Source organism: Corynebacterium sp. ACRQP (assembly GCF_022345915.1).
GTDB classification, from domain to species: domain Bacteria; phylum Actinomycetota; class Actinomycetes; order Mycobacteriales; family Mycobacteriaceae; genus Corynebacterium; species Corynebacterium lehmanniae.
Map to the genome: position 1 here is coordinate 91,436 of NZ_JAKRMZ010000003.1, position 18,513 is coordinate 109,948.

At 67.3% G+C, this 18,513-nt stretch carries 17 protein-coding genes; 15 read left to right on the top strand and 2 right to left on the bottom strand.

Features of this window, described 5'->3' with window-relative positions:
- Nucleotides 1-29 precede the first annotated feature (29 nt).
- The 4 genes from MHY23_RS02395 to MHY23_RS02410 all read left to right on the top strand — a co-directional run bounded on the left by MHY23_RS02395 (nt 30) and on the right by MHY23_RS02410 (nt 3,605).
- Entirely contained in the window at nt 30-1,985 is a 1,956-nt protein-coding gene (locus MHY23_RS02395) for a M3 family metallopeptidase (protein WP_239306263.1), read from the top strand.
- A 64-nt stretch (nt 1,986-2,049) separates the two neighbouring features.
- Nucleotides 2,050-3,276 carry a hypothetical protein gene (locus tag MHY23_RS02400; RefSeq protein WP_239306264.1) on the top strand — a complete coding sequence of 409 codons (1,227 nt, stop codon included), beginning with the start codon at nt 2,050-2,052 and terminating at the stop codon, nt 3,274-3,276.
- Complete coding sequence (locus MHY23_RS02405) at nt 3,276-3,440, top strand: hypothetical protein (RefSeq protein ID WP_239306265.1); 165 nt, start codon at nt 3,276-3,278, stop codon at nt 3,438-3,440. The genes MHY23_RS02400 and MHY23_RS02405 overlap by 1 nt, the downstream gene beginning before the upstream one ends.
- A 24-nt stretch (nt 3,441-3,464) precedes the next feature.
- The gene (locus MHY23_RS02410) at nt 3,465-3,605 is read left to right on the top strand and encodes a hypothetical protein (RefSeq protein WP_168684988.1); all 141 of its coding nucleotides are present in this window, start codon (nt 3,465-3,467) and stop codon (nt 3,603-3,605) included.
- Here the strand turns inward: MHY23_RS02410 and malQ are convergent.
- A complete protein-coding gene (gene malQ / locus MHY23_RS02415) occupies nt 3,602-5,746 on the bottom strand; it encodes a 4-alpha-glucanotransferase (protein WP_239306266.1) in 2,145 nt (714 codons plus the stop codon). The genes MHY23_RS02410 and malQ overlap by 4 nt on opposite strands.
- Nucleotides 5,747-5,799: 53 nt before the next feature.
- Here malQ and MHY23_RS02420 point away from each other — a divergent pair, with 53 nt between their 5' ends.
- From MHY23_RS02420 to pdxY, 11 genes are all read left to right on the top strand, one after another.
- On the top strand, nt 5,800-7,638 hold the full coding sequence (locus tag MHY23_RS02420; RefSeq protein ID WP_239306267.1) for a long-chain fatty acid--CoA ligase: 1,839 nt from the start codon (nt 5,800-5,802) through the stop codon (nt 7,636-7,638).
- A gap of 88 nt (nt 7,639-7,726) precedes the next feature.
- Nucleotides 7,727-8,395: a hypothetical protein gene (locus tag MHY23_RS02425; RefSeq protein WP_239306268.1), complete on the top strand. Its 669-nt coding sequence runs from the start codon at nt 7,727-7,729 to the stop codon at nt 8,393-8,395.
- Between the two features lie 10 nt (nt 8,396-8,405).
- Complete coding sequence (gene hemW, locus MHY23_RS02430) at nt 8,406-9,524, top strand: radical SAM family heme chaperone HemW (RefSeq protein WP_239306269.1); 1,119 nt, start codon at nt 8,406-8,408, stop codon at nt 9,522-9,524.
- 9 nt (nt 9,525-9,533) lie between these two features.
- The gene (gene hrcA, locus MHY23_RS02435) at nt 9,534-10,547 is read left to right on the top strand and encodes a heat-inducible transcriptional repressor HrcA (protein WP_239306270.1); all 1,014 of its coding nucleotides are present in this window, start codon (nt 9,534-9,536) and stop codon (nt 10,545-10,547) included.
- A gap of 10 nt (nt 10,548-10,557) precedes the next feature.
- The gene (gene dnaJ / locus MHY23_RS02440; protein ID WP_239306271.1) at nt 10,558-11,691 is read left to right on the top strand and encodes a molecular chaperone DnaJ; all 1,134 of its coding nucleotides are present in this window, start codon (nt 10,558-10,560) and stop codon (nt 11,689-11,691) included.
- Nucleotides 11,688-12,386 (top strand): 16S rRNA (uracil(1498)-N(3))-methyltransferase, encoded by a 699-nt coding sequence (locus MHY23_RS02445; RefSeq protein WP_239306272.1) that lies wholly within the window; start codon nt 11,688-11,690, stop codon nt 12,384-12,386. Before dnaJ ends, MHY23_RS02445 begins: the two co-directional genes overlap by 4 nt.
- A gap of 11 nt (nt 12,387-12,397) precedes the next feature.
- A complete protein-coding gene (locus MHY23_RS02450; protein ID WP_239306273.1) occupies nt 12,398-13,420 on the top strand; it encodes a PhoH family protein in 1,023 nt (340 codons plus the stop codon).
- Nucleotides 13,417-13,995 carry an rRNA maturation RNase YbeY gene (ybeY, locus tag MHY23_RS02455; protein ID WP_126857873.1) on the top strand — a complete coding sequence of 193 codons (579 nt, stop codon included), beginning with the start codon at nt 13,417-13,419 and terminating at the stop codon, nt 13,993-13,995. Before MHY23_RS02450 ends, ybeY begins: the two co-directional genes overlap by 4 nt.
- Nucleotides 13,992-15,308: a hemolysin family protein gene (locus MHY23_RS02460; RefSeq protein WP_239306274.1), complete on the top strand. Its 1,317-nt coding sequence runs from the start codon at nt 13,992-13,994 to the stop codon at nt 15,306-15,308. Before ybeY ends, MHY23_RS02460 begins: the two co-directional genes overlap by 4 nt.
- Before the next feature lie 57 nt (nt 15,309-15,365).
- Nucleotides 15,366-16,430: a 2,3-butanediol dehydrogenase gene (locus MHY23_RS02465; protein WP_181888879.1), complete on the top strand. Its 1,065-nt coding sequence runs from the start codon at nt 15,366-15,368 to the stop codon at nt 16,428-16,430.
- 9 nt (nt 16,431-16,439) lie between these two features.
- A complete protein-coding gene (pdxY, locus tag MHY23_RS02470) occupies nt 16,440-17,291 on the top strand; it encodes a pyridoxal kinase PdxY (RefSeq protein WP_239306275.1) in 852 nt (283 codons plus the stop codon).
- A gap of 56 nt (nt 17,292-17,347) precedes the next feature.
- Here the strand turns inward: pdxY and MHY23_RS02475 are convergent, their stop codons facing one another.
- Nucleotides 17,348-18,385, bottom strand: coding sequence for an HNH endonuclease signature motif containing protein (locus MHY23_RS02475; protein ID WP_239306276.1), 1,038 nt, complete (start codon nt 18,383-18,385; stop codon nt 17,348-17,350).
- Nucleotides 18,386-18,513 lie beyond the last annotated feature (128 nt).

The following is an 18,513-nucleotide window of genomic DNA, read 5'->3' on the forward strand; positions in this document are numbered from 1 at the left end:
GCAGATCGTATCCGCATACACTGACCGCCATGACAAACCCGCTTCTGACCCCCTCGACCCTGCCGTACAACCTGCCGGACTTCGCCGCGATCCGGCTGGAGCACGTGGAGCCCGCGTTCGAAGAGGCGCTGAAGCGCCACGCCGCGGAGATCGCCGAGATCACCACCGCCGAGGCGCCGACGTGGTCCAACACCGTCGAAGCCTTCGAGCTGGCGGGCCAGGACCTGGACCGGGTGATGTCGTGGTTTTTCAACCTGCAGGGCACCGACGCCACCGAGGAGTTCGACGCGCTGGCCGACCGCATCGTGCCGAAGCTGTCGGCGCACGTGGACTCGATCTACCAGAACGACGCCCTCTACCAGCGCATCAAGGGCGTCGAGGTGCCGGGCGATGCGGAGTCGCAGAGGCTTCACAGCGAGCTGCTGCGCCGCTTCACCCGCCGCGGCGCGGACCTGGACGCCGCCGGGAAGTCGCGCCTGCAGGAGATCAACCAGCGTTTGTCTGAGTTGTCGGAGCGCTTCGGCCGCAACCTGCTCGCTGACACGAAGAAGCTCGCGGTGGAGTTTTCGCGCGAGGAGCTCGCCGGGCTTTCCGACGACCAGCTCGCCGCCTACGAAGACGGCGGCCACTACGTCGTGCCGATTGAGCTGCCCACCACCCAGGCGCTGCAGTCGGAGCTCGAGGAATCTTCCGCGCGCCACAAGCTTTTCGACGCCTCCCGCGCCCGCGGCCGCGACACCAACCCGGACATCGTGCTGGAGTCGGTGACACTGCGCCAGGAGCGCGCGAAGCTGCTCGGCTTTGACACACACGCCGACTACGTCATCGCTGAGGAGACCGCCGGCACCGCCGCGGCAGCGCGCCAGCTCATCGCGGACCTGGCGCCGGCGGCCGCCGCGAACGCCGAGGCCGAGCGCAAACTCGCCGGGGAACTGGCCGGCGAGGAGCTCGGCGGGGCGGACTGGCCGTACTGGCAGGCCAAGCGCCGCGAGGAGGAACTCGGCATCGACGAAGCGGAGCTGCGCAAATACTTCCCGCTCGAGCAGGTGCTCACCGACGGCGTTTTTTACGCCGCGAACCTGCTCTACGGCATCACGGTGCAAAAGCGCTCCGACCTCGCCGGCTACCGCAACGACGTGGACGTGTGGGAGGTCAAGGAGGAAGACGGCACCGGCATCGGGCTGCTGCTGACGGACTACAACGCCCGCCCGTCGAAACGCGGCGGCGCGTGGATGAGCTCGTTTGTGGACCAGTCCCACCTCGCCGGCACGAAGCCGGTGGTGGTCAACGTCATGTCGATCAGCTCCAACCTGCTCACCATCGACGAGGTGACCACCCTGTTCCACGAGTTCGGCCACGCCCTGCACGGCCTGCTCTCGGATGTGCGCTACCCCTCGCACTCCGGCACCAACGTCCCGCGCGACTGGGTGGAGTTCCCCTCCCAGATCAACGAGAACTACGCGTTTGCCCCCGAAATCGCCCGCAACTACGCCCGCCACGTGGACACCGGCGAGGTCATCCCGGCGCCGCTTCTGCAGGCGATGGAGGCCTCGCGCCAATTCGGCCAGGGCTTCACCACCGCCGAATACCTCGCGGCCAGCGCGATCGACCTTGCGTGGCACTCGCTTGCGGACGACGTCCCGTCGGACATCAACGCCTTCGAAGACAACGTCCTACGCGAGTACGGCCTGAACGTCGAAGGGCTGGAGCCGCGCTACCGCTCCACCTGGTTCAACCACATCTTCGCCGGCGGCTACTCCGCGGGCTACTACTCCTACCTGTGGGCCGAAGCGCTCGACGCCGACGGCTACGAACTCGTCGCCGAGGAGGGAATCAACCGGCAGACCGGCGCGAAGTTCCGCGAGGCGATCCTGTCCAAGGGCTCCTCGCGCGACTACGCCGAGGCCTACCGCGCCTTCCGCGGCCGCGACAAGGACACCCGCCCGCTGCTTCAGCGCCGCGGGCTCGCTGGCTCCGACCTGTAGTTGCACAGGTTCGTGCTGTACAGTTCCGGGGGAAACCTTTAAAAGACAAGACAAGGACAGCTGTATGGCGGACGCAACTGTGCAACGCCCCCGCGTGGGCGCACGTATTGCCGCGTCGGCCGCGACTGCTGCGCTGGCAGCTTCTGGTCTCGTCGGTGGGGTGGAGGCGCCGGCGGCGGAGCGGCTCGTCGTCAAGCAAGGTGCCCGCATGTTCGTGGACAACCTCGGCAACGACAACCTCACCGCCTGCACCATCGGCTACAACGACTCGAAGCAGCGCCGCAGCTACACCGCCGGACACTGCGCCGACAACGGCAACTACGGGTGGCAAACCGGCTCGCTGGTCTACCTCGCCGACAGCAAGGGCCGCGAAATGACCACCCCTGCCGGCATGATCTACCCGGCCGCCGCCTACTACGGCGCCTCCAACGCCAACGACTGGGCGGTGATCTACTGGTTCAACGGCGTCGAGGTGGAGGCCAACCCCTTCGGCGGCGAGTACGTGCCCATCGAAGACATCGAGCCCGGCGAGACGCTGTGCTACCACGGCTACGCCTCGCACGGCGGCACAAACCGCGCCACCTGTGGGCCGTTCGTGGGCATGATCGAGAAAACCATCTACTTCGACGCCCCCGGCATGCCGGACTACGGCGACTCCGGCGGGCCGGTCTACGCGCCGGGCCGCGGGCTCGTCGGCGTGATGTCCGGGGCGAACGCGCTTGTGGACGAGCGCGGCGAGGAGGTCGTGGGCTTCGAGCGCGCCAGTTCGCTTCAAAGCGGCGCGCTTTACGACGACTCCGCCATCGACACGTTCCTCCGCTCCCACTACGGCGCGTCGGCAAAGCCGGCCTCGCCGAGCAAGAAAACGTCCACACCGGCGGTGCCTACTCCGGTGCGCAGCACCGTGGTGAACCCCGTTGCGGAGGTCACGCGCGAGCCCGCGCCTGCCTCTGAGGCGCCAGGGGCGTCGCCGCAGACTCCCCGCGAGCCGGCGCCGGCCGTGACGTCGGTGTCCGGCAACACCATCCACATCTCTGGGCCGACGAAGAAAACCGTGGTGGTCCCAGCCGCGACGTTGCAGCCGGCCATCCCGGTCGGCGCGGCGACGCCGTCGAGTGTGCCGAGCGAGGCGCCCGTCGTCACGCCTGAGGCTCAGGAGCAAAGCAGCGAGGACGCCGCGGAGGAGCCCCGCGACAACAACATCGCCAAAGCGCTGCTGATCACCCTCGGCGTCGTGGCCGCTGTGGCGGCGCTCGTGCCAGCGGTCGGCTACGCGATGGGCCTGATCTGATGAGCAGCGCGCTGCTCGGCTGGGTGATGGGCCTGAGCCCCTGGCTGCAAGTCCCCGCGATCCTCGCCGCCGCCGCGCCCGTGTGCGCCGCGGCCGGCTACGCGCTGCTGCGCATCGTCGACGGTGTCGCCCGGGTTGCCGCGTGCCTGATTTCCCGCCGCTAGCCCGCGGCGCTAGGCTTACACACCATGGCCAACCCGGAAGAGCTGCGCAAGCAGGACCAGAAGCTGCCCAAGCCGCAGCGCAAGTACCCGCAGTCGCGGGTGACCCAGGTGATGTGGGTACTCATCGCGCTCGTCGTCGTCGCTGCGGTTGTTGGTGCCCTCTAGCGCTCGCTCCGCGCGCTGGCTTTGGCGATGCGCGTGAACAGCGCGACGTCGGGGAGGTCTTCGATGAGGACGGGGGTACCGGAGGCGTCGCAAAGCGGAATGCACCAGTTGGAGTACATCTCGCGGTTGGTGCCCGGCTGGTTTTGAATGCGGGTGTCGCCCACCATGTCCACCAGGTTCGTGCACGTCATCGCGGACGGGGTGGAGGCGATAAACCGCGTCAGCCCCTCGACGAGGGCGTCCACGTTGTCGTACTCGCCCAGGTCCCGGTCGAGGAAGTCTACGTCAGCGAGCGGGGAGTTGTCGAACGCCCCCTCCGCTTGCGCGGCGGCGAGCACCTGCGAGATCCACACGGCGTCGGTGGCGTTGAGCTCATCCAGCGACTCCTTGACCAACCCGAGCTTGTGGCGCAGCGCGTTGTGCGCGCCCTCCAAATACCCGGCGGTGGGCGGCAGGTCGTGGGTGCCCACCGCGGTCAGCGCGAGGTTGCGGTACTGCTGCGACGGGCGCGGCGCTTCCGGCGGCACGGACTCGAACCACAGCACGGAGGTGCCGAGGATGCCCTTGTCGCGAAGCACGTCCTGGACCCACGGCTCGAATGTGCCCAGGTCTTCGCCCACCACCACGGCGCCCGCGCGCTGCGCCTCCAGCACTAACACGCCGACCATGGCCTCGAAGTCGTAGTTCATGTACGCGCCGTGTGCCGGAGAGTCCATGCGCGGCAGCCAGAACAGGCGGAACAGGCCCAAAACGTGGTCCACCCTGATTCCACCCGAGTGGCGCAGCACCGTGCGCAGCAAATCGCGCCACGGCCCGTAGCCGGCCTCCGCCAGCTGCTGCGGGTTCCACGGCGGCTGCGACCAGTCCTGGCCCTGCTGCGAGTACTGGTCCGGCGGCGCGCCCACCGAGGCATCGGGCACCAGCACCTCGTGCAACGTCGCCGCGTCGGCGCCGCCGGGGTGGATGCCCACCGCCAGGTCCGTCATGATGCCCAGCCGCATCCCGGCCGCCACCGCCCGCTCCTGCGCCACGCGGCGTTGCTCGTCGGCGATGAACTGCAGCCACATGTAGAACCGCACCAGCTCCTGCGGGTCCTCGCCCGCGTGCTTCGGCGCGCCGTGGTGTTCCGACTCGCTTGCCTGCGCCGCGCACCACTCGGCGAACTGGCGCAGCCCCTCGCCCTCAACCTCGCAGAACAGCTCGAAGTCCCGCGTGCGCGCCTCGTCCGCCGCCGAAAGGTAAAACAGCGTGCGCAGCGCCGCCAGCTTCGCGGCGAAAATCCGGTCGCGCTCCAAGGGGTCTGCGGTGTGGTTCATCGCCTTCAACTCCGCAGCAAGCTTCTCGACGTCCTCCCGGTCCCCCTCGTCCAACAGCCCATACTCCGGCACCTGCTCCACCGCGATGTAGATCGGGTTGACAAACCGGCGGGAGGTGGGAAGGTACGGCGAGTCCTCGATCGGCGGGACGGGTTCGGCGGCGTGTACCGGGTTGATCAAAAGGTAGTCCGCGCCTTCCGCGGCCACCGCTTCGGCGATCGCGCCGAGGTCGTGGAAGTCGCCGATGCCCCAGGACTCCAGCGAGCGCACCGAGTACAGCTGCGCCATCACGCCCCACACCGGTTCTTGCACCACCTCGGCGTTGGTGGACAAGGACGCCGGCACTACGATCAGCGGGCAGACCTCATCCAAGTTGTCGGATTCCAAGTGCAGCTCGTGGTAGCCGGCCGGGAGGTCGCCCGGCACGTGGAACGTGGCCTCGCCCCACACCACACCATCGGCCGCGGTGAACGGCGGGGCCCAGTTCTCGTCCTGGTACGCGTCGCGCGACGAGCCGTCCTCCAGCCGGATCCAGCAGTGCGCGTAGTGCCCGTCGTGCACGTGCACGTTGAAGTGTTTCTCCGCGCCCTCGGTGGCCACCACACACGGCGGCATGGGCCTGGTCGCCCAAAATTCGCGGCGGGCATCGAGGTGGAATTGGAGCTCTTCGTCCGACGGATCGTCGTTAAGCGAAAGCCCCAAGGCCCGCAGCAGCTTGATAAACGACTCGGCGGGCGGCTCGGTGACCAGCCCGTTCGAGGCGCGGTAGGACGTGCCGAAGCCATAGGACTCGGCGAGGGCGTGAAGCAGGGCAACGTTGGTCACGCCACGCATTGTGCCAAAGCTGGGGCAAGCACGCTGGGGTAGTGTTGGGCACCATGCCTTCAAACGCGCACACCACGGAACTTGGATTCACGCTCACAGACACGGACACGTGCCTCAGCCGGCTGATTCGCACCTGCGAGCAGAGCCCCCACCTGGTGCTGTACTACCGGCCGCGCAACTACGAGTGGGTCTCGGTCACGGCGGCGGAATTCTTGGAGGAGGTCTACGAGGTCGCCAAGGGGCTCGTCGCCGCGGGCGTTGAGCCGGGGGACCGCGTGGCCATTTTGTCGTCGACGCGCTACGAGTGGTCGCTGGTGGACTTCGCCATCTGGGCCGCCGGCGCCGCCTCGGTGCCGATTTACCCGTCGAGTTCGATGCACCAGATCCAGTGGATCCTGGAGGACTCCGGCGCGAAAACCGCGTTCACCGAAACGCGCGACCACACCCAGCTGATGAGCCCATTTCTGCTGGACGAGACGGGCAAGCCGAAGTTCGCGGACTCCCCATCAAAGCTCGAGCGCATCTACGAGTTCAATGCCGCAGGCGTGGAGACGTTGAAGTTTGAGGGGCGCGACGTCGAGCAATCGCTTATCGACGAACGCGTGGCCGTCACCCGCCACGAAACGCTGGGCTCCATCGTGTACACCTCCGGCACCACCGGCCGGCCGAAGGGCGTGGAGATTTCCCACGGCAACTGGGCGTACCAGTGCTGGGCGCTGCTGGAAAACGAGATCGGTTCGGTGTCTTTCCCCGGCCAGCGCATGGTGACGTTTTTGCCGCTGGCACACGTGCTGGCGCGCGCGGTGTCGCTGGCGTGGACGATCTCGGGCGCGACGCAGTCGCACTGGTCCGACACCTCGACGCTGACAGTGGAGCTGCAGCGCGTGCGCCCGAACCTGGTCGTGGGCGTGCCTCGCGTGTTTGAGAAGGTGCGCGAGGGCGCCTACAACAAGGCCGCCGACGGCTCCGCGATTGGCAAGCGCATGTTCTTGGAGGCAGAGAAGGCCGCCATCGAGTACTCGAAGGCGCTGGAGACCGACGAAGGCCCGTCGCGGGTGCAGAAGGCGAAGCGGGCGGTCTACGACAAGGTCGTCTACGGCAAGATCAAGGAGGCCATGGGCGACTCCGTCTGGTACGGCATCACCGGTGGGTCCGCAATGAGCGCGGATTTGTCGCACTTCTTCCGCGGCATGGGCGTGCCCATCTACGAGGGCTACGGCCTGACCGAGACCTGCGCGGCGGCGTGTGTGAACAACGCCCACGCCAACAAGATCGGCACCGTGGGCCGGCCGGTCAACGGCTACTCGGTGCGCATCAACGACGACGGCGAGATCGAGTTCAAGGGCCCCGGCGTGTTTGAGAAGTACTGGGGCAACCCGTCCGCCACCGAGGAGGCGCTCACGGACGGCTGGTTCAACACCGGCGATCTCGGCGAGGTGGACGACGACGGCTACGTCTCCATCACCGGCCGCAAGAAGGACCTGATCGTCACCGCCGGCGGCAAGAACATCTCCCCGGGCCCGATGGAGGAGATCATCCGCCAGGACCCGCTGATCTCCAACGCGCTGGTGGTCGGCGACGGCAAACCCTTCGTCGGCGTGCTGGTCACCCTGGACGAGGAGGAGCTCAAGCGCTGGAAGGCCAACCACAACATCCCGGCGAACAAGAAAGTTGCCGAGCTCGCCCAGGACCCGGCGCTGCGCGCGGAGGTCCAGGACGCGGTGAACCTGGCCAACGCCACCGTCTCGCGCGCCGAGGCGATCAAGAAGTTCCGCATCCTGGACCGCGACCTGTCCGAGCAGCACGACGAGATGACCCCGACGATGAAGGTCAAGCGCAACGTGGTGTTCCAGCGGTTCCAGGAGGACATCGACAAGCTGTATCAGCGCTAAGTCCGGCGCGCCTTCCTTTAACGCGCGTGGCTGTGGCATAGCATGCCAATTTGTCACTTCCCACAGGCGTTTCCAAGGAGGGCTCGCGATGCACAAGACTGCCGCCGTGCTGCGTCACCGCGAGCTCACGCAGGAGATTTACAACATCGGCGACGAGGTGGCGGAGTACACCGAGCACCTCGCCGAGGCGATCGCGGACTACGACGGGGAGCTCACTGAGGACTGTCTCGCCGAGTTCGTCGAGATCGTCGACGACGCCCGCCAGGACGCCCGCCGCGTCGTCGCTGAGCTGATCGGCCTGCGCCAGGCGCTGACCTCCGGCCGCGCCGCCGGCCACCTGTCCGCTGGCGCGAAACCGGAGGAGCGCATTCCGGAGCCCGAGCTTCTCGACGCCTCCGGCCTGAACGACCTCTTCCCCCTCCAAGCACCGTTCTCGGTGCAGACCATGCAGGACGCGCTGACCGGCCGCACCGACCTGGTGGTGCAGCACCTGGGCGAGATCGTGTCCTACTGCCTGGAGCAGACCGACATGGTCGCCCGCGAGCTCGGCGTGGTGTCGCTGCCGCAGATGTACGCGCGCGTCGGCGAGATCGTCGAGGAGGCCGTGATGGGCTGGGTGGAAACCGTCTGCGTGGACCACCCGGCGTTCGTGCGCACCATGCGCGGGTCCAACCCGCCGGAGTTTTTGGAGGAGCGCGCCCGCATCGACAGGATCGTGGCCAAGGTCGCCGCGAAGCGTTCCCGCCGCGGTGCCTAGCCTGAGGGCCATGGATTCTTTCGGCGTTTACGTCCACGTCCCGTTTTGCGCCACGCGCTGCGGGTACTGCGACTTCAACACCTACACACCCACCGAGGTGGATTCCTCCCACGCCCAGTACTTGGACGCGCTCGAGAAAGAACTGGAGCTCGCCGCCGCCCGCGGCCTGCCCGAAGCCGACACGGTGTTCATCGGCGGCGGCACCCCGTCGCTGCTCGGCGCAGACGGCCTGACCCGCATCCTCACCGCCGTCCGCAACACCTTCGGCCTGAACCCCGGCGCGGAGGTGACCACCGAGTCCAACCCGGAATCCACCAGCCCCGACTACTTCGCGGGCCTGCTGGACGCCGGCTTCACGCGCGTCTCACTCGGCATGCAGTCCGCCTCCACGCCGGTGCTGAAGGTGCTGGACCGCCAGCACACCCCGGGCCGCGCCGTCGCCGCCGCCCGCGAGGCCCTCGCCACCGGCTTCGCGCATGTGAACCTGGACATGATCTACGGCACGCCCACCGAAACCGACGACGACGTCCGCCGCACCCTCGACGCCATCCTGGAAACGGACGTCGACCACGTCAGCGCGTATTCGCTCATCGTCGAGGACGGCACCGCCATGGCCCGCAAGATCCGCCGCGGCGAGCTGCCCGCACCAAAGGAGGACGTCTACGCCGACCGCTACGAGATCATCGCCGACGCCCTCGCCGCCCACGGCTACCACTGGTACGAGGTCTCCAACTGGGCCAAACCGGGAGGCGAGTGCCGCCACAACCTCATCTACTGGCGCAACCAGCAGTGGTGGGGCGCAGGCCCGGGCGCGCACAGCTTCATCGCTTCCGAGCGTTTCTTCAACGTCAAGCGCCCCGAAAAGTATGCACAGTTGCTTGCCGACGGCGCGCTGCCCATCCAAGACACCGAACCCATCACGGAAACAGAGGCCCACACCGAGGCAGTCATGCTCGGCCTGCGGCTGAAGGAAGGCATCCCGGCAGTTTGGATCGGGGCGGGGGCACGGGAGGTCGTCGATAGGCATGTGCGCGCGGGGCTGCTCGAGCAAAGCGACAGGCTGCGGCTGACAGACAGCGGCCGGCTGCTTGCAGACGGCATCATCACCGATATCCTGGCAGCCGAGTAAGGAGGCGTAATGGGTACTGCGGACCAGCGGCGCCAAGCGGTGCTGCGCGCGATCGTGGCGGACTACATTGCAAGCCAGGAGCCGGTGGGGTCGAAATCCCTGGTGGAGCGGCACAAAATGGGGGTGTCCTCGGCGACGATCCGCAACGACATGGCGGTGCTGGAGCAGCAGGGCTACATCTCGCAGACCCACGCCTCGTCCGGCCGCATCCCCACCGAGGCGGGCTACCGCGCGTTCGTGGACGCGCTGCACGACGTCAAGCCGTTGAGCGCCGCCGAGCGCCACGCCATTTTGGACTTTTTGGAAAACGGCGTGGACATGGAGGACGTGCTGCGCCGCTCCGTGCAGCTGCTCGCGCAGCTGACCAACCAAGCGGCGGTGGTGCAGCTGCCAACGCTGGCCGTTTCTCGCGTGAAGCACTGCGAGGTGGTGGAGCTGACCCCGACGCGGCTTTTGCTCGTGCTGATCACGGACGCCGGGCGCGTGGACCAGCGCAACGTCGAGCTTGCCGCACCGATCGGGCCGGACGGGGTGCGGCTTTTGCGCGACCTTTTGAACGAGGCCCTGGTGGGCCAAACCATGCGCGACGCCTCGGAGGCGCTTTCTCGCCTATCGACGAAAGCTCCGCCCCACCTCGCCGATCCCACCTCACGCGCGGCAGAAGTGCTGATCACCACGCTTGTGGACGCAGCGCCGGACCGGCTGATCATTGCGGGCTCGTCGAACCTGGTCGTGCCGTCGGGAGGCTTGCAGGGCGTCATCGACGCGCTCGAGCAGCAGGTGGTGGTACTAAAACTGCTCGCCGGCGCGCAGGAGCTCGAGCGGGTGAGCGTGCGCATCGGGCGCGAGAACGAGGACGAGGAATTTTCGCGCGCCTCGATTGTTACAACAGCGTACGGCTCGGGCGACGAGGCACTCGGCGGCCTCGGGGTAGTGGGTCCGACCCACATGGACTACCCCGGTACCATGCAGAAGGTTGCCACCGTGGCCCGCTACATCAGCCGCATTCTGCGGGGCGAATAGAAGGGAAGTTATGGCTCGCGATTACTACGGCATCCTCGGCGTGGACCGGGAAGCCACCGAGCAGGAGATTAAGAAGGCGTACCGCAAGCTGGCGCGCAAGTACCACCCGGACGTGAACCCGTCCGAGGAGGCCGCCGAGAAGTTCGCGGAGATCGCGGCGGCGCAGGAGGTGCTGCTGGATCCGCAGAAGCGCGCGATCGTGGACCGCGGCGGCGACCCGATGGAGGCCGGCGGCGGCATGGGTGGCGCCGGCGGCTTCGGCGGCGGGGGACTCGGCGACATCTTCGAGGCGTTCTTCGGCGGCGGCGGTGCCCGCCAGCCCCGCTCGCGCGTGCAGCCGGGCAACGACGCGCTGCTGCGCACTGCCATCACCCTGGAGGAGGCGTTCGCCGGCACGAAGAAGGACGTCACCGTGGATACCGCCGTGCTGTGCGACAAATGCCACGGCACCGGGTCGAAGACCGAGGCGAAGCCGGTGCCCTGCGGCACCTGCGGCGGCGCCGGCCAGGTCCAGGAGATGCAGCAGTCGTTCTTGGGCAACGTCATGACCACCCGCGAGTGCCCCACCTGCCACGGCTACGGCGAGGTGATCAAGGACCCGTGCACCCAGTGCGCCAGCGACGGCCGCGTGCGCGCCACCCGCGATCTGACCGTGAACATCCCCGCCGGCATCAACTCCGGCATGCGCATCCGCATGGCGGACCAGGGCGAGGTCGGCCACGGCGGCGGCCCCGCCGGCGACCTCTACGTGGAGGTGCAGGTCAAACCGCACCCGGTGTTCGTGCGCGAGAACAACGATCTGCACGTGCGCCTGACCGTGCCGATGTACGACGCAGCGCTCGGCACCGAGCTGGCCGTGGACAACCTGGCGGGTGAGCGCACCACCATTGAGGTGCCCGGCGGCACCCAGCCCGGCGACACGATCCACCTGCCCGGCGAGGGCATGCCGCGGCTGCGCGCCGAGGGCGCCGGCGACATGATCGCCCACGTCCAGGTCACCGTGCCCACCGCCCTGACCAACGACGAGCGCGCCGCCTTGACCGACCTGCGCGACGGCCACCCGGACAACCCGGAAATCCACGTCGAGTCCGACGAGCACGGCGAGGGCTTCTTCTCCCGCATGCGCGACCGCTTCCGCCGATGAGCCTGCCGTACTTCCTCACCGACGACCCCGCCGCCGGGGCGCTCACCGGCGCGGAGGCCAAGCACGCCCACGTCAAGCGCATTGCACCCGGCGAGCGCATCATGCTTATCGACGGCCAAGGGACCACCGCCGTCACCCGCGTCACGTCGGTGGAGGCTGGTCGGGTTGACGGAGTCGTCGAGAAGCAGGAGTTTGTGCCGCAACCCACGCCGCGCGTGACGGTGGTGCAGGCGGTGCCGAAAGGCGAGCGCGCGGAGCTCGCGGTGGACTTGGCGGTGCAGGCCGGGGCCGACGCGATTGTGCCGTGGATTTCGCACCGCACCATCGCGCGGTGGCCGGCGAACAAGCAGGCCAAGCAGGTGGAGAAGTGGCGCGCGCAGGCTTTGGCCAGTGCGAAGCAGGCGCGGCGGGCGTGGGTGCCGGAGGTGCGCGACCCGGTGAGGACGAACCAGCTGTCCGCGCTGCTGCGTGAGTGCCACGCTCTGGTTCTGCACGAGGACGCCACCGACTCGATCCGCGACGTCGAATTCGGCGATGACGTGTGGCTGATCGTCGGGCCCGAAGGCGGCATCGGCGAGGACGAACTGGAGATTCTCGGCGCCCGCCCGGTGAAGCTCGGTCCCGAGGTGCTGCGCACCGCCTCGGCGGCGTTCGCGGGGCTTTGCGCCATCGGGGCGTTGACCTCCCGCTGGTAGGGTTGGCCCCCATGGAAGAAATGGTGACGCGCAAGGTCGAACTCGACTCGGCGTACGCACAGTCCGTCCTGGGGATCAACGACGACAACCTGCGGGTTTTGGAGGACCAGCTCGGGGTGGGCTTCCACGCCCGCGGCACCGAGCTGACCGTCAAGGGGCACGCGGAGCAGGCGGCGCACGCGCTGCGCGTCGTCGAGGAGCTTGAGTCCATGGCGCGCCGCGGTGTTCCGCTGGGGGTGGACACGGTGGTCCAGGCGGTGCGCATCATGGAGGCCGAAGCGCCGGGTTCGGTCGCGGACATCCTCGGCGAGGAGATCATCTCGCGCCGCGGCAAGGTCATCCGCCCGAAGACGGCCGGCCAGCGCGCGTACGTCGACGCGATCGACGAGAACACCATCACCTTCGGCATCGGCCCGGCCGGCTCCGGCAAGACGTACCTCGCCGTGGCGAAGGCGGTCCAGGCGCTGCAGAACAAAGAGGTCAAGCGCATCATTTTGACCCGCCCGGCGGTGGAGGCGGGCGAAAAGCTCGGTTTCCTGCCCGGCACGCTCTCGGACAAGATCGACCCGTACCTGCGCCCGTTGTACGACTCGTTGCGCGACATGATGGACCCGGAGGCGATCCCGAAGCTCATCGAGGCCGGCATCATCGAGGTCGCGCCCCTGGCCTACATGCGCGGGCGCACCCTGTCGGACGCGTTTGTCATCCTGGATGAGGCGCAAAACACCACCGGCGCGCAGATGAAGATGTTCCTCACCCGCCTCGGCTTCGGCTCGAAAATGGTGGTCACGGGCGATACGTCCCAGGTGGATCTGCCGCGCGGCACCGTCTCGGGCCTGCGCGTGGCGCGGCGCATCCTCGCGGACATCGACGACATTTCGTTCCAGGAGCTCGGCGCCGGCGACGTGGTGCGCCACCACCTGATTTCGCGCATCGTCGCCGCGTACGACCGCCACGACGCGCAGAACGCCCTGCGCTACGAGAAGCGCCAGCAAGCGATCGAGGCCGAGCGGGAAGCGGAGGCGAACCAGTGAGCATTGAAGTGCTGAATGAGTCCGGCGAGGCGGAGGTCAATGAGCAAATGCTTATCGACGTCGCGTCGTTCGCCATGCGCTCCATGGACGTCCACCCTGAAACCGAAGCCACCATCACGCTCGTGGACGAGGCCACGATGGCAGATCTGCACGTGCGCTGGATGGACCTGGAGGGCCCGACGGACGTGATGAGCTTTCCCATGGACGAGCTGACCCCCGGCGGCGGCCGCCCCGACGCGGACATGCCGGGGCCGGCGATGCTCGGCGACATCATCCTGTGCCCCGCCTACGACCGCAAGCAGGCGGAGATGGCCGGCCACGACCTGGCGCACGAGATGGCGCTGCTCACCGTCCACGGCGTGCTGCACCTTTTGGGCTACGACCACATCGAGCCGAAAGACGAGCGCGAGATGTTCGCGCTGCAGAACGAGATCCTGGCGGACTGGTACGACGACCTTGCCCGCCGCGGCGTGGAGTACCAGCCGAAGCCGACCGGCGCGCACGCCTTCCCATCGGCCGCGGACCGCGACGAGCTGGACAAGCTGATGCAGCGCAATATTGGCGGCGCCGAGTGACGCTGACCTTCGTCTACGCGGCGGTCACCATCGCCGCGCTGCTTTTGTCCGGCCTGCTCGGCTCGATCGAGTCTGCGCTTACGCCGATCTCACGCGCCCGCGTCGAGGGCATGGTCAAAGACGACACCCCGGGCGCCGAGGCGCTTCTGCGGGTGGTGGACCACCGCGCGAACCACGTCAACACGCTCGTGCTGGTCAAGACCGTGCTGGATGTCGTCGCGTCTGTCACCGCCGCGATGCTCGCGATGGATGTGCTGGACTCGGACGGGTGGGCGATCGCGGTGGCGGTGATCGTCGTCACGCTGCTGCAATTTTCCATCGTCGGGGTGTTCGCGCGCACCGCGGGCAAGCGCAACCCCTACACCATTTCGCTCAAGGCGGCCCAAGGCCTGGGGGTGTTCCAGGTGGTGCTCGGGCCCGTCGCAAAGCTATTGATTTGGGTGGGCAACCTGTTCCACCCCGGCGAGGACTTCCGCGACGGCCCCTACGCCACCGAGATCGAGCTGCGCGAGATGGTCGAGGTCGCCCAGGAAAAGGGCGTGGTGGAAACCACCGAGGGCCGCATGATCCAAAACATCTTCGACCTCGCGTCCAGCTACGCGCGACAAGTCATGGTGCCGCGGCCCGAGATGGTGTGGATCGAGGGCGAGAAAACCGCGCGCCAAGCCACCGCGCTCATGGTGCGCTCCGGGCATTCGCGCGTGCCGGTGATCGGGGAGAGCGTCGACGAAATCGTCGGCATCGCGTACCTGAAGGACATGTTCACCGACCGCGGCACCCCCATCGACCCCGCCACGCCGATCACGGAGTTCATGCGCGAGCCGCTGTTCATCCCGGACTCGAAGCCGCTGGACGTGCTGCTCAAAGAGATGCAGCAGTCGAACACGCACATCGCCATGCTTATCGACGAATACGGCACCGTCGCCGGCCTTCTCACCATGGAGGACCTGCTGGAAGAGATCGTCGGCGAAATCACCGACGAGTACGACGAGGACGAGGAAGCCCCGGTGACCGAGGTGGAGCCGCGCGTGTTCCGCGTCCAGGCCCGCCTCCCGTTGGATGATTTGGTGGACTACCTCGCCGACAACCTGGACTACGAGCTGGAGTACGCCGAGGACGTCACCGACAACGTCGATACGGTGGCCGGGCTGTTGTCGTATGAGCTGGGGCGCGTGCCGCTGCCGGGCGCGTCGATTCTGCGCGACGGGGTGCGCTACACCGCCGAGGGCGGCCGCGACCGCCGCGGCCGGGTGAAGACCCGCACCGTGCTCGTCTCGGTGGCGGAGGCCACAGAGCCGCTCCACGGCGATTAGTCCTACTTTTCGGTAGAATTGTGCACGTAAGCAGGTTTCCACCGAGAGGAGCTTCACATGCGCGCTGTACGTTACTACGGCCAGAAGGACATCCGCGTCGAGGACATCGACGCCCCAGAGGCAGGCAAGGGCGAGGTGCTCATCGACATCGCCTGGTGCGGCATCTGCGGTACCGACCTCCACGAGTACCTGGAAGGCCCGATCTTCTGCCCGAAGCCGGGCCACCCGCACCCGATCACCGGCGAGGAGCCGCCGGTCACGCTCGGCCACGAGTTCTCCGGCGTCGTCGCGGCACTGGGCGAGGGCGTGGACGACCTTGAGGTCGGCCAGCATGTCGTCGTCGAGCCGTACGTGCTTCCCGACGATGTCGACCCGAAGGAGCCGGGCCCGTACAACCTCCACCCGGACGTCAACTTCATCGGCCTTGCCGGCGGTGGCGGCGGCCTGTCCGAGAAGATCGCGGTGCAGCGCCGCTGGGTCCACCCGATCAAGAACGACGTGCCGCTGGACGAGGCCGCGCTCATCGAGCCGCTGTCCGTCGCCCACCACGCATTCTCCGCCTCCGAGGCCGGCGAGGGCGACGTGGTTCTGGTCGGCGGTGCTGGCCCGATCGGCGTGCTCACGGCTGCCGTCGCTAAGGCATACGGCTGCACCGTGGTCGTCTCCGAGCTGTCCGAGCTGCGCCGCCAGAAGGCCCTCGACGCTGGTGTCGCCGACCACGCCATCGACCCGTCCAAGCAGGACCTGAAGGAAGAAATCCTGAAGATCACCGACGGCAAGGGCGTCGACGCAGCCTTCGAGGCAACCTCCGTCAACGTCGTGCTCGACCAGCTCGTCGATTGCCTGAAGCTCAAGGGCACCCTGGTTGTGGAGTCCATCTGGTCCAAGAAGGCCGAGCTGGACATCCACGCCGTGGTGATGAAGGAGCTGACCATCCGCGGCATCATCGGCTACGCCCACGACCACGAGCAGACCATCAAGCTCGTCGAGGAGGGCAAGGTCGACCTGAAGCCGTTCATCACCGGCAAGATCGGCTTCGACGGTGTCGTCGACGAGGGCTTCGACACCCTGATCAACCGCAACGAGACCGCCGTGAAGATCCTGGTGTCGCCGGAGCTCTAAAATGCTCGTATGAGCAATATTCTCTCCATCCAGTCCGCTGTCGCGTATGGCCATGTTGGCAACTCGGCAGCGGTCTTTCCTTTGCAGCGCATCGGCCACGAAGTCTGGCCGGTGTACACCGTGAACTACTCCAACCACACCGGCTACGGCGCGTGGGGCGGGCCGATCATCCCCGCCGACGACGTCTCCGCGGTGCTGAGCGGCATCCGCGACCGCGGCGCATTCCCGCTTATCGACGGCATCCTCACCGGCTACCAGGCTTCCCCCGAAATCGCCGACGTGATCGTTGGCACCGTGCGCGACATCAAGGCGGAGAACCCGGACGCGCTCTACACCTGCGACCCGGTGATGGGCTCGGCGACGTCCGGCTGCTTCGTCGCCGACACCATCCCGCCGCTGTTCCGCTCGACGATCGTGCCGGCCGCCGACATCATCACCCCGAACCAGTTCGAGCTGGGGTACCTGACCGAGCGTGACGTGACCGACCTCGATTCCACCCTCGCCGCCGTCGACGCCGCCCGCGAGATGGGCCCGTCCACCGTGCTGGTCACCTCGGTAAAGCGCCCGGAGACGCCTGAGGACGCCATCGAGATGATCGCCGTCGACGATAACGGCAAGTGGATCGTGCGCACCCCGCGCCTGCCGTTTAAACGCAACGGCTCCGGCGACGTCACCGCGGCGCTGTTCACCGGGCACTACCTCCGCGGCCGCGACGCGAAGGACGCGCTGGCCAAGACGGCGTCGTCTGTGTTCGACCTGCTGCGCGTGACCCTCGAGGCAGACTCGCAGGAGCTCAAGCTCGTCGAGGCGCAGGACTACTACGCCAACCCGCAGCTCCAGTTCGAGGTCGAGGCCCTCTAACCGTTTTCAGGCATGCCGATGTGCCCGCCCTTTTGGGGCGGGTTTTCGGTGTGTGGTTAGTCGAAGAGCAGTTCCATCGCGCCCGGGGTGGTCATTGGGACGCGGGTGCCGTTGGGTGCGACCCAGTAGATGCGGGCGTTCGGGTTATCGATGTAGCCGAACGGGCCTTGCCTGTTGTCGGCGTTGACCCCGTTGTGGAAGGGGCACAGTTCGGCGAGGTTGTCCATGTTGGTCATTCCCCCGTAGCGCCAGGCATTGATGTGGTGGGTTTGGGTGGTCTCTGCGGAGTGTTTGCAGTCGGGAAACGCACATCGCGGGCAGAGTAGCTTCGACATGACCTTCTGTTTCGCGTTGGCGCAGCGCTGACCGCAGTACAGGTTGACGGGTCCTTCCTGGGGGTGGAACGCGGCGACTTCGAGTATGTCGCCGAATTCGTGCTCCATGTATTCGGCACCGGTCATGGTGGTGCCGTCGGTGCAGATCAGGGTGACTTCGTCTGCGTGGCCGGATTGGATGCGGGCCCAGTCGGCGATCGGCACGAGGATGATCGGCCGGAAGTTCGCCTTCGCTACGCCTTTGCCGTCGCGCAGGATCCCGATGAGGGTGTGGGCCATTTGGGCGGCGGCGGGGTCGTCGGTGTCGATGAGTTGTCGCAGCAGGTGCTCCAAATCTGCGAGGTCGCGCTCGTTGTAGGTGAGGATCATGGTGCGCATGCCTGCCTTCGAGCGGCTGAACCTGCACGAGGGTGGGGCGGGTTTGACGGGTTGTTTGATCAGCCGTTTGATGCGCTTGGTCAGTGCCCTGTACGAGCCGCGGTGGCGCACCAAATCCAACCTAATGCGCCAGCGTTCGGCTGCCCCTTCGACGGCGAGGAGTTTCTTCTCGATGTGCACGAGCTGGTCGATAGGTAAACCCTCGGCGGCGGCGAGGGCGTCGCGTTGTTTGCGGGTGAACTGGGTCGGGCCAAAGTAGGTGTGGTGCACCCGGGCGAGGTCGCGGACCCGGCCGGTGGACAGGCCGGCGGCCATGGCCACGTCGCGGTCGAAGTCGGCGAGTATGGAGACGCCTGCGGAAACAAAGTCAGTGAAGTTCATGGCCTGAAAGCTATGGCGGCACCGCAACCCCGACAAGACCCAAATGAAAATCTGTGGATAACCCCCGCCAAAAGCCCCCGCCGCAACACAGTTGTCCACAGCGAAACCACTCAGGGGTTGACAGGTAG